This window comes from Gimesia chilikensis (genome assembly GCF_008329715.1).
Classification (GTDB): Bacteria; Planctomycetota; Planctomycetia; order Planctomycetales; family Planctomycetaceae; genus Gimesia; species Gimesia chilikensis.
The window spans coordinates 228,982-241,748 of the sequence record NZ_VTSR01000009.1; the positions used below are offsets into that span (position 1 = coordinate 228,982).

Annotated in this window: 6 protein-coding genes; 2 read left to right on the forward strand and 4 right to left on the reverse strand. The window is 52.8% G+C overall.

All coding sequences use genetic code 11. The annotated features are described in order from the left end of the window. Positions 1-45: 45 nt before the first annotated feature. Positions 46-909 (forward strand): thioredoxin, encoded by an 864-nt coding sequence (gene trxA / locus FYZ48_RS14200; RefSeq protein ID WP_149341437.1) that lies wholly within the window; start codon positions 46-48, stop codon positions 907-909. Between the two features lie 7 nt (positions 910-916). On the opposite strand, the gene FYZ48_RS14205 is transcribed toward trxA, so the two are convergent. The 3 genes from FYZ48_RS14205 to FYZ48_RS14215 all read right to left on the reverse strand — a co-directional run bounded on the left by FYZ48_RS14205 (position 917) and on the right by FYZ48_RS14215 (position 5,904). Further along, the gene (locus tag FYZ48_RS14205) at positions 917-2,065 is read right to left on the reverse strand and encodes a hypothetical protein (RefSeq protein ID WP_149341440.1); all 1,149 of its coding nucleotides are present in this window, start codon (positions 2,063-2,065) and stop codon (positions 917-919) included. Position 2,066: 1 nt separating this feature from the next. Then, the gene (locus tag FYZ48_RS14210; protein ID WP_149341443.1) at positions 2,067-4,343 is read right to left on the reverse strand and encodes a hypothetical protein; all 2,277 of its coding nucleotides are present in this window, start codon (positions 4,341-4,343) and stop codon (positions 2,067-2,069) included. Positions 4,344-4,407: 64 nt separating this feature from the next. Continuing rightward, a complete protein-coding gene (locus FYZ48_RS14215) occupies positions 4,408-5,904 on the reverse strand; it encodes a MotA/TolQ/ExbB proton channel family protein (protein ID WP_149341447.1) in 1,497 nt (498 codons plus the stop codon). A 590-nt stretch (positions 5,905-6,494) separates the two neighbouring features. Here FYZ48_RS14215 and FYZ48_RS14220 point away from each other — a divergent pair. Beyond that, entirely contained in the window at positions 6,495-10,481 is a 3,987-nt protein-coding gene (locus FYZ48_RS14220) for a hypothetical protein (RefSeq protein WP_149341449.1), read from the forward strand. Positions 10,482-10,550: 69 nt separating this feature from the next. Here the strand turns inward: FYZ48_RS14220 and FYZ48_RS14225 are convergent, their stop codons facing one another. Further along, the gene (locus FYZ48_RS14225) at positions 10,551-12,662 is read right to left on the reverse strand and encodes an elongation factor G (protein ID WP_149341452.1); all 2,112 of its coding nucleotides are present in this window, start codon (positions 12,660-12,662) and stop codon (positions 10,551-10,553) included. Between the last annotated feature and the right edge of the window lie 105 nt (positions 12,663-12,767).

The window sequence follows — 12,767 nt, forward strand, 5'->3', positions numbered from 1 at the left end:
CACCAGAGTTTCCCTTCCTGGGAGGCTCAGATAAGGAAACATATCATGTCAGCCAATGCACCCTGGATCATTGATGTTACCGAAGAGAACTTCGAAACCGAAGTCCTGCAGAAGTCACAACAGATACCGATCATCATCGATTTCTGGGCTCCCTGGTGCGGTCCCTGTCAGCAGCTGGCTCCCATGCTGGAAAACGTGATCAACGAATTCCAGGGAAAAGTCCAGTTGGCGAAAATCAATATCGACGAACAACAGGGACTGGCGGCCGCATTTCGCGTGCAATCGATTCCGACGGTGGTCGCCTTCCTGAACGGGCAGCCCGTCGATCATTTCCAGGGGATCCTGCCCGAAGAGTCGCTGAGGGAATGGGTAACGCAGCTGGTGCCTTCTCCCATTGATATGTTGCTGCAGGAAGGTCAGATCCTCGAAGAGACCGATCCAGCGGCCGCGGAAGGCAAGTACCGTGAAGCAGCAGAACTCGATCCGAAAAACGATACCATCAAACTGCGACTGGCAGCTGTGCTGGTAAAGCTGTCCCGCTTCGATGAATGTGGCCAGATCATTGAAGAACTGGAAGCCCGTGGTTTTCTGGAGCCCGAAGCAGAGCAGATTAAATCGCAGCTCGAACTTCAGGCAGCCGCGGATGAAGCGGGTGGGGTGGAAGAGGCTCGTAAAGCATTAGAGGCAGATCCCGATAATGCAGACCTCAAAATCGCCTTAGCAGACGCCCTGGCGATTTCCAACAAGCATGAAGAAGCCCTGGAAATCTGTCTGGCGATCATCGCAGAAGATAAAGCGGGAGCAGGCGTAGAAGCCAAAGCCACGATGTTGCGAATCTTCGATCTGTTGGGGCCACAGTCAGCACTGACCAGCGCGTACCGTCGCAAGCTGGCGACTCTGCTCTATTAAATGCGGTTTACTGTCCTGCAGAGCGAGTTCCGGCAGGTGACCCCGCAATGGGTACCCCAAAGGGCAGCGGCCTGCCCGCTACCTGGTATCCGAGTGAATGGGCATATTTCTGCAACTCTCGATAGAGTTCGAAGCTGTCCGGGTAAACCCAGAAGGTAACCGTCGAACCGGTCCCGATTTCAGTCAACGCCCGGGAGAACTGTGATTGAGGCCGTAATGCAGCCTCTTGAACTTCGCCGGATACATCATCGCTGCGACCAATCTCCCACTTGGTGACCCCGACTCGAAATCCGCCCGTACCACCGGTCCGTAACTGATCCAGCGCAGATAGGGGTTGTCGCTCGACAACATAATTCATGGTATATCCCTGGACGGGCCCGACTTTGCCATGATGCTCACGGTACTTGGCCAGCCAGCTGCCTCGCTTCATGACCTCGTGTTTCAACTCCAGCAGCAGTTCATTGATGGGCACGTAAGAAACGCGGTTTTCTGAAAGCAGGAAGTGCCATTCCTTATCCGTCACCAGCTGACTGACGGGAGTGAGGCGGTGCTTCAGCTCTTTCACCTGCTCACGTGGCTCAGAGACTTCGCGTGCTTTGGCGACCACGTGCTCCAGTTGCTGACGTGCCGCCTTCGTTTCATCGACCAGGCTGAGTAACTGTCGATACTCCTGTTCCAGTCGACTGCTCTTGTGATTGATCTCAGACAACATCGTCTGGACCTGACCTCGAACAGCCTGCTTACGTGACTGCAGATCCTGAGCTCCCGATGACCGTTCCTGCATGACGCGATCCAGGCGAGAGAGTTCGGCTTCCGCTGCTTCGAGTTGTGCCAGCAGTTCTGCGGAGGGGTGTTGATAGATGATCTTCGGTTCTTTCGGCACCAGCTTTTCCGGTTCCGGATCCGGCAATATCACCACGGGGGCCGGCAGAGGAGGTGCCTCTAACTCTGGAGGAAAGGCATCGAGATCAGAATCTATGACAGTCGGCACAGCTGGTGGTTTGACTTCGGTATTCGCGATGGTTACCGGTGCCTGGCTCATCCGGACGCCAGCGATCACGATCAGAATAATCAGAATCCCGACAATGTTCGCGACGATATCCAGAAAGGAATCTGAACCAAATCCGGCTTCTCCCTGAGGTGTGCGGCGGCTCATATTACTGCTCCTTTCCCGTTGAGGCAGCAGGACCAGCCGGTAAAGGCTCGAGCGTATACTGTGCCTCGGTCTCAAGTCCCATTTTCTGGGCGGATGATTTTATCCGTTCGTAGTACTGGTTCCCACCCGGACTGATTGTGAATTGCAGTGAAGGCACCCAGTAGAAACCTTTAGGAGCAGGCCCCCAGGATTGCACGTACTGATCCATGACTGCGAACAGCGACGCCTGTAAGCGTTGCGGCGACATGCCCGGATCGAGTTGCAACTGTTTTTCATCTCCGACAATAATTCGATCTGAACCGATCTGAATACTGATTTCTCTTTCAAATCCAATACCTGAACGGGACTGAGGCGGGCCCCATTGACGGTTTATTGAGGATTCGCTCTCTGCCTGTGCTGAGCGACTGCGGCTCAGCGAAACTGAATTCGCGTTCCCCGCTCCTGCTGCCGAGGAACCGGATGCAGAACTCTGGAATGGATTGCTGGATTGGGAAGATGCGTTCGACGAGGAGGGATTTGCAGAGGATCCCGGAGTCGATTCCGAAGACCGCATGCCCTGCTGTCCGGCGACTGTCTGTCCAGACTCTGCGGTTCCCTCTCGACTCCCCTGTTTTTTCAGGTATGGATTTTCGATCACTCTCTGTCCAGACCTCGTCGAACCACTGGCCGCGCTGCCTGTCAGTTGCTGATCGCCCGGTGTACGTTGATCTCCCGATTGACCTGGTTTTCCCGATGCTCCCTGGCCCTGTAATTTTTTCAGTTCAACCAGATGCTGCTCGGCCATTTCCCGCAGTTGATCACGGCCCATAACCTTGGCCCGCTTCAAACCACCATCTTCGCCAAAACCACTGCCCGGCCCGCGTTTGAGTTCATCCAGATCGTAGACTTCCGCTCCTTCGAGACTTCCGGGCAGTCCTCTTTTCCCGGTGGAGGTGCCTCTCCCGGTGACACGTTCCAGCTCAGAGCCTGTGCCCCGCTCACCCTGTGCACTGTCTCCATCATCAAAGCCTTCTTTGTAGACGATGTTTGGCTGGTTGGCGACTTTACGGAGATACTCGGCGCGAGCCATTTGCTGTCTCGGTGTCAGAACATCACTGAAATGTGATTTACCATCTCCCGAACCCGTCCCCCCCACGGCTGATTTTTCGGTTCCCTGACCGGTTCCCAGTCCTTCTTCCGGTTCGATCACGCGGACCATTCCGGTACGAGCATCAAACTGCAGTCGACGCTCCTGGGGACTGGCAGTCTGTTTTTGATTCAACTGGGAGACCAGTTGCCTGCGTCCACTCAACACACGGTCGATCGCATCCTGACAGACCTCTTTCGCTACTGGGTCCTGTTTGGGTAATGCCAGTTCCCAGTCAGCATCAATCAATTCGTATCCAGAGTCCAGATCCAGGTTACCCAGCAGTTTACGGGCCACATAGTAACCAACACTACCGCTGGGACGAACCAGAATCAGAACATAGGGTTCCTGACCTGAATTCCGATCTTTACCACTCCAGTAGCGAAACAGAGCCTGAGTTCCCGAGAGTAGCGGATTGTGCCCCGGCGTGAAATCCTGCAGATCATCCGGGGTCAAAGTGATGCCTTCGGGCTGGAAGGTCAGCCCCTCATCCGTACATTCAATCAGAATGGGGCGTTTGGCTGTTCCGGTTCTTCCGTCATAAGGAACGATTGAATATTTACTGCGGGCCGATTTTTGTGACTGTTTTTTCTTTGCCAGTGAATTCAGCTCTTCCTGCAGCATTTCTGCCACACGTGCCTTCTGCTCTTTCAGCTTAGCCAGGTTCTGGTCGAGTTCTTTGTCTTTCGACTGCAGTGACTGAAACTGTTTTTGCGTTTCATTGAGCTGACTTTCGGTCTGACTCAACTCATTTTTCAGGCGAACCAGCATCAGATTCTGATCTTTCAGTGCAGCCAGTTTTTTCGCCTTCTGTAACTGCAGCGCTCTCAAACGAGCCTCTTTATCGGCCGCCAGATTGATGATTTTCGGCTCAGGTTCTGGTTCCGGTTCTTGGATCTTGGGCTCAGGAATCATCACCACGGGAGGAGCCTGCACCGGTTCTGCTTTTTCTGCTGCAAACAGAATCGGCGGAAAGAGATCGTCTTCCACGGTTTCCTCAATCACCACCTGCTGTACCTGCAGGACCGCCTGGTGTCGAATTCGGCGCGTGGTGACAACCAGCAGGAAGATCAATGCTCCCATCGCACAGATGAGTACCGCCAGAAAGGGAAACAGCGATACCGAACGTGCTTCGTTGCCTTTTCTACTCATGAATGAAACCGGAACTTATCTGCTCAGAGGAAAAACGAAAGACTCAAGTGAGACGCAATGACAATCAGGCGGCGTTACGACCGGAACGGGCCGTCAGCAGATGGACGGCAGCGCTCAGGCTGTGCAGAGTTTCTTCAAACGTTTCGGCGGCACGAATCGCATCCAGATTCTCGGTGAGACGTTTCTGTAATCCGATCAGATGCTCTTCCTGATCGACGATCTTCAGCAGGTGCTCACTCTGGTTATTCAGTGCCTGGATCTGCAGGGTCGAGACTTCGGCTGAGTCCTTCATCTGCTGATTCCAGATGCGGATTTCATCAGCGATATCCCGCGTTGCTTCCTCGATTTGTGTGGTCTGCCGCGTCTGGGCTGAAATGACGTCTTCATGAACTTCATTCCAGATCTGAGCCAGATGTGTTGAAAACTGATTGTTCGATTCTTCCTGCTTGTTCTGCCAGCGATTGAGCATGATTTCGATCTGCTCAGTCGTAGACTGATACGCGTTCAGAAATTCGCTCCGAAATTCTTCCAGTTGGACTGCATGGTTACCCAGCGTGCTGGACATGCCATCCTGCAATGTCTGGTCGAAGGACGACTGCTGCCGATCCATCATTTCGGCCCAGCGTCCGCGGAGCCCTTCCAGGTTCTGTTGCCAGAGATCGGTCTGACGCTGAATCATTTCTTCGGTCCGCGAAATGAGTTGCTGTGCCGCTTCAATTTCGGCAGATTCCAGCGGGCTGACAGCGTGTTCTGATTCACTCAGACAGGATGCGATATGCTCGATTCCAAATAATTCGATCTGCTCGAGCTGCTTTTGTTCCATACGTTCCACGATGAAGGTGGAGAACACGAGAACCAGCGACAACCCCAAAGCCAGAGCTGTGGTATCAAAGGCCACAGCCAGACCACCGGTCACTTCAGACAATGATGTATCCAACTGATCGGGGGTCACGTTGGCAATCGCGATGGTAATCCCGATGACGGTACCCAGGAAGCCGATGATAGGCACGGCCCAGGTGATTGTACGAATGAGTGAGTAGCTGGCATGGAGTTGCTCGGCAGCCAGCTCGGCCAGATACTTGAGATGCTCGTCCAGGTCCTGTACTGACCGGCGGCTTTTCACAAACGAGACCGTATCCAGTAGTCGTTTGCCCAGGTAGGTCTCACTGAGCCATGAGGGCTGTGACTGCACCTGTTCTTCAAAGACATCGATTCGCTCGTGCAGGTTCTCAATCTCGCCAATGGTATCCCAGTCGATCTGAGTTTCGGTGAGGGATTTCTTCTGGACAAACATGCCCATACCCTTCACACCAATGATGGCCATCCCGATAAAGAACAGCGCGGCTGTGGCGTACTCAAGCGGGTGGCTACAGAAGTAGCGATCTACCAGGTCGCGATACAGGGGGAGATGGGGGATCAGGGCATAAAACCCGAATGTAGCAGCGGCTCCCCAGAAGAGTGGAGACTTCAAGACCGCCTTGGACCAGTTCAAAAAGTGATCTTCTGTTTGAGCTTCTGGCAGTGTCGACTGACCATCGGGCATCGAATCCAAGTGTTCCATCTGACTTTTCACTTCCTTGAAGACACAGTTCACACCGGTGACTCCAGACCTCAGGATAGAATGCAGGAAACTCAAGAAATGAAAGACTTTTTGAGAATCCGTTCTCCTGATTCAACTGGGTAAATACCCGTGTTTTGTGCCCTGTTTCTGGTAAGAAAACCCCTCAACGCCGGCTGCTGACTCCTGTCAGCCTTGATACCAGCGCCTGAAAGGCACACAATTAAGGCTCGTTTGAGAAATACGCACATTCGTTATAATCGTCATATTCTGACATACGAGTTGAAGAAAAGTTGCTCTCCAGGGGGAGAAGCGGGCAGGAATCTCAAGTGACCAGGTGAATAGCACCCTGATTCAGAGATACCAGCTGGCGATTTCAATGGGGAGTCGGTACATTAAACTGCTGCCAGAAAAGCAGTTAATCAAGACAGAGAGATCGAACTTTTGACTGCCAGATCGGAAAATGCATAATTGATTCGGGGATTCATTCCGTTTGGACTGTTCATTCAGGAAATAGACTGTTTTACTGCTGTTGAGCGAAATCCAACACCAGCAAATTTAAGAATCTGATTTCTATATTAACGTTTACCAATATGACAGTACCGCGCAATCCAAAGCAGGGTCTGGAGACTCTGCCCGCCGTCGATAAACATATTATTCGAGAGATTCTGGGCTATTTGAATTTCTCTAACGGAAAGCCAGATCCCAAGTTTCGCTTCAACTGGAATCAGCTCTTTGCTGAACTGGACCTTCAGCGTGATTCTACTTTGCTGGAATCGTTGCTGCGCTCTCACTTACATGAACTCAAAGGGACGACCCCGGCATTTCAGTCCATAGATCAGGCAGAGAAAGTCCTCAAAATTGCATTTGAAGAATGCCTGCCTCAATACACCACCCATCACCGGGACCTGCTGTTCCATATCTGCCGAAAAGAGTTTCTGCAGCCTTACTTCCTCGCCGTCATGTTTGAAGCTCTGCTCGAACAGACCGGTCGCTGGGATACCGACCAGGAACTGGTCACCGCTGCCATCGATAAGCTGAATGACTTCGTCGGTTTTCGGCCGGTTGCCGTTCTGGAAAATGGTCGACAGATGCAGGTCTATTCTCACGAAAAATTTCGCCCCATGCCGGTCTTTTTTCGTGGCAGTGGAGTCGCCTGTGGAAATTACCAGCGTCTGATCGAACAGACGATCAAGACCCTGGAAACGACTCCCGAAGATCTGCTGCATCAGGCACATTTCAATCTGGAAAAAATGGATGAGATCGCCATCGATCTCCGGGCACACGATCACCTGCACCCGGTCAACAAACGCACCAACTACATGTTCGGGGAATGGGATCCGCACATTATTGACAACCAGGGCTATTACCGACGGTTTGTCATCCGCAGACTGATCCTCGATTCCCTGCTGGCCTGGATTGATGAACACAAAGAGATCCCGCTGCAGGAACGACTACAGGATGCGGCAGCTGTCTTGAGCGGCACCATGCTGATGGCGTCTTCGATCAGTGGTTCCGGACCAGATACCCACGCCAGTGATATCAGCCTGACCTCACTGCTCCCTAAGGTCGCCCGCCAGCGTGATGATTATTACAACCGTCTGCTGGCCTCCGCGACAGGTTCCCGGGCGGAACGCTTATTGAAAGAAGCACAGCAGTCTCAGCAGCCTTTCGGACACATCCGGCACTACCTCAATCTGCATCTGGCACGCTACGGCGCCCAGCAGGTACAACACCGGCAGTTGTCCCGCATCTACGCGCGGATGGGTTTTTCGCGTGCTGCCCGCTGTGAAGCCGGCGTCATCCCCTGCACCTCGGTCCGCTTTGAATGTGAAATCCAGTGGCGGATTACCATGGTCCAGTTACACCTGGAACGGAACGAACTGGATGCAGCCTGGAAGCTGATCCCCGAAATTGAAGATCATCTGACTCGCGGAATCGAATGCGGTGCCCTGATCGATCCCTGGAATATTCTGGGATTCCAGGGTCTGTTCCCCCTGTTCATTTCCCGGGAGGACAGTATTCCCGATCAGCGGAGCGAAGTTCTGCTGGAACTGATGGAAGAAACATTCTCTGCATATTCGGCCACACTGAGTGAAGCTGCCGCACAGGGGAACGACCGGCTTAAACTGGAAATTTCTGAGCGTTTCCAGAAGCTGGCTGAAAAATGGGATCGTTATGCGACGACCACCGTGGAAGACCTCCCCCACGTGAATGGTCAGGACTCGTTTGAATCAGCGGCCCATGTCTCACAGATTCTTACTGAGTGGAAGAACGGCGGCGAGGCGGTCGGTGATATTTCTTTCTGGCGACAGCATGTCGATCGATTTGAATCAGCAAAAGCCTATGCCCTGACTGTTGATGCCTTGCTGCAGAAACAGGATCATGTGGCGGCCATCGGTCTGATCATGCAGTGGCTGAGCCAGGTCGACCAGACAGGTCTGGAATCGGGGCCTTACTCGATTCACTCCGTCCTGCTGCAGTGGATGCGACAGTTGACTGCGAATATAAAGTCCGGATCCGGCAATGGACATTCTATCCGCAAAATGTTCGATTACCTCGAAGCCAATGCCGCCGACTACTGGTCGGTACCCCATTTCGATTCCGTGCTGCCTGTTCCGGAAAAAGCAATCGAGGATCCATTCGATATGGATCCCGCAGAGCCCGACGAAGAAGACGAGCTGTTTGGTGCGGCTTACGAAGACGTCACCTTTCGCGACAGTGCCGACGACGGGGTGCAGGGTGAGATGATGGATTCCGGGTACTCACCCAACAACTCTGAAATCGAATCAATCAACCGCCTGCTCGAGCCCCGTCTCAAGTTCCTGAATACGCTCTCGCAACTCTGGCAACTGTCGGCAGCGTATTTCGCAGAGGCCGAACTTTCACATGTCACTCACCCGGAGACCGACACGGAATTTGACGCCGAAACGCGCGAGTCGATTGAAGGCTGGATCCAGCATACCGAAAATCTGCAGCAGGAACTGGTAGTGCTGCTCAATTCCATCTGGAGCTACCAGCTGCCTAAGCCGAGTGGCGACCACGATTCCAACATCGAATACGATCTGCAGTTGCAGACCAAATTCTACCTGATGCACGCCATCATCATCACGACCGTCAATTGCCGTTCTGCTCGTTTGATGCTGCTGGCAACTCTGCCGGAATCAGAAGCAGAAAACGAACTTTCCGAAAACGAACGCCTGCTGGTCCCCGTCTATCGTGGTGTGTTGACCCGCGACATCGAACTGGTGCGGAAAGAGTTCCCGGCCTTCTTGAGCAATATCGCGGAAACACCTCTGCTCTATACGCCCATCGATCAGGGCGGCAGACCCAATACCGTGCTCAAAGTTCGCTCGTTACAGATGATCCTGCGGTTCCTGCTGACTCAGCTTCCCGGTCTGGGACTGCTCCGCGAAACCTGGCAGTTGCTGAAGACCGCTTACCGGATGGAACGCAGTGCGCGTCCTGAAGGGATTGCTGTCAGCGAGTTCGACCGCCTGTTCCGCACCGCTCTTAAAAGCTCCCTGGTGGCCATCATTGCTTCCTCGCGTGACTGGGAGTCCGAGCAACTCGATGACGAGAAGCTGATCGATATCGCTGAAAAACTGGTGAATAAATATCGGGAACAATGGCTCAAGCACAGTCGCACCATGCGGCTATCCAGCGCAGAAGCACTGAACCAGGAGTATATCTGGCAGGAAGTCAAAAGCTTTATCAAGCAGTATGGAGCGGACCTGTTTCACGCCCAATACCTGACCCTGGGTAACCTGCGTACAATCCTGCATAATGGTATTGAACAGTACCTGAATTATCTGGCCGAGTATCAGGATCCAGCCCATCCCATGACGCTGCTCACCGACCTGGAAGAAGGCAGTATCGAGATGGATGAAGCGGTCACCAACCTCAAAGTCATCTTTGAATCGGTGGTCGATAAATTTGACCGGTTTGTGGAGTACAACAGTACTACCACCCAATCAGACTACGGCGAAATGTTTTACTGCCTGCTCGACTTCCTGCGGATCGAAGCAGCATACGAACGGGACGACTGGAAGATGGTCCCACTGCTGATTGCCCACAAGGTACTTGCTCAGCAGGACCGCAATGAATCAGCCTTGATCTGGGAAGCCGTCTTCGAAGCCACATCCGAAGAGATGGCGAAAAAGCATTTGAAAAAACTCAAGCAGACCGAAGCGGAATACAAAATCAATCTGCCGCTGATTTCGGACCATCTGAATGAACGATTCGTCAAACCGTTGTCAGTCAACCGGATGATGGCTCTCGTTCCCCGGGCGATGAAAGATGCCCGCAACGGCAATGAAGATTCCGCCACCTTCTCGATTCTACAGGAAGAGATCGAACGCTATCTGGCATCAACCATTGGCTCTGGTATTGATGTGCCGGACTGGATGCGTAACCTGGAAGATGAAATTGATCGTCTGGACGAAAAAATCACCAGCGAACATTACGACCTGGAGACACAGATCATACTCTCTCCCGTTCCGATGTCCCTCGACGACATCAAGAAGCAGTTGAAGCTCTGGAACCAGCCCCTGGGACGGGAACGAAAGCGAAAAAAATAAGCACCAGCAAAAGGGAGTACACGCTTTCGCTGGTGCTTTTCCACCATCGTGATTCATTGACAGATCAGATCATTCTCTGGCCTGGTTAAGAATCTCAATCACCTTGGATTGCTCGTTGGGCGGAATCATTTCGTAGTGACTCAGTTCAATGTCATAGGTTCCCCGGCCTCCAGACAGACTGGAAAGCGTACGGGCATAGGTCATGATTTCAGCAAGGGGGACACGCGCCTGAATGATTTCATACCCTCCCGGAGAGACCTGCATACCTTCCATACGTCCCCGTCGACTGGAAAGATCGCTGCTGATATCGCCGACGCATTCTTCGGGAACCAGAATTTCAATCTTAACGATCGGTTCCATCAGCGCCGGACGTGCTTTTCCAAAGAGTTCCGAGAAGCACTTGCTCCCCGCAATTTTAAACGCGGTTTCGTTACTGTCGACTGGATGATCTTTTCCAAAGTAAACCTCGCAGATCAGATCCTGAATCTGACAGCCTGCGATCACCCCCTGCTTCATCCGCTCGCGAACTCCTTTCTCGACTGCCGGAATGAACTGATTGGGAATCGAGCCACCTGAAATCCGATCGACAAAGGCAAAGTTCAATTCCGGATCGTATTGATAACTGCGCAGATGGTCGAAGTTTTCTTTCGTGAAATAGGTTTCAGGATCAACGCCGGCAGGCATAGGTGAGACCCGCAGGTGTACTTCGGCAAACTGCCCTGCACCGCCCGACTGTTTCTTGTGTCGGTAACTACCCTCAGCGCTCGCCATGATCGTTTCGCGATACGGGACTTTGGGCTGGTGTGTCAGCACTTCTACTTTATCACGATGCAGCAGTTTCTCCTGCATGATTTTCAGATGCAGTTCGCTCATTCCCTGCATTACCATTTCATGTGTCTCTTCGTCGTGGATCACATGGAAGGTCTGGTCTTCTTCTTCCAGTTTGTGTAATGCACCGGAGATCTTCTGCTGGTCATTCTGGCTCTTAGGTTCCACTGCTAACCCGACCACCGGATGGGGGTACTTGATTTCCGGCAGTGAAAGACCGTCTCCATTCGCATCGGCGGTAAGGGTATCTCCTGGCTGCAGATCATCGACTTTGGCTACCGCAAAAATATCTCCCACGGAAACAGAATCGACGGGTTCCTGTTTGCCACCCTGGACGTCAAGCAGTTGATTGATCCGAACCGGCTTCCCTGTGCGGACATTGACCACAGCCGTATCTTTATCCAGTTTTCCGGAGAAGACACGCAGATAGCTCATCTTGGATATGAAGGGGTCGATGCGTGTCTTGATCACCTGAGCAACAAACGGCTGCTCCGGCGAAGGGTCAATCACCACCGAACGACCATCTTTGGTCTGTTCCATCCGCTGAATATCCTGCGGACACAATGTGTAGTTAGACATGGCGTCCATGAATTCACTGACCCCCACGCCGGTTTTTGCGCTCATGAAGAGCACGGGAATCAGTGTCCCCGCCGCCATTGCCTTAGGAATGTTTGCAGACAATTCCCGGGGACTGAGTTCTTCTCCATCAAAGAACCGTTCCAGTAACCCTTCATTCGATTCGACAATCGCTTCGATCAGCGCCTGGCGGGTTGACTCCGGATCTCCCAGCGTTCCCTCTGCAGGTGGCTCGGAAAAATTAACCAGATCACACACCGCTTGAAAATCGGTCCCCAGCCCCACAGGCAGGTTAATGGGAACACAATTGGAACCGAACGTCTCGCGGATGGAATCGAGCAGTGAATCGTAGTCGATGTTCTCTGTATCACATTTATTGAGGACGATCATGCGGGCGATGCCTGCTTCCTGGGCCATCCGGGAAACTCGCAGGGCATTGATTTCCACGCCATGACCGGCGTTGAGCAGAATCAGAGCGGTCTCGACGGCACGCAAAGCACCGGAGACCTGCCCAATGAAATCAGGATAGCCGGGGGTATCGATCAGATTGATGTGATGACCGGCATGATCAAAGTGAACCAGGGTAGAGGCGATGGAAATCCGATGATCGATTTCTTCCTCGTCTGTATCCAGCAAACTGGTACCTTCATCCACAGACCCAAGTCGGGGGGTCATTCCCGATTGAAAAAGCAAAAGATCGGCTACAGTTGTTTTGCCAACAGCCCCGTGGCCGACCAGTGCCACATTCCTAACGTCGTCTACCTTATAATCGTTCATCGCTCGTCCTGCCTTTTCGAAAAATGGCCAGGCGCAATTGTCTTCCGTTCCAAATAAAAGGCAACACGCTTAGCCAGGAAATGATGCGAACGTGTGCCGGGAAAA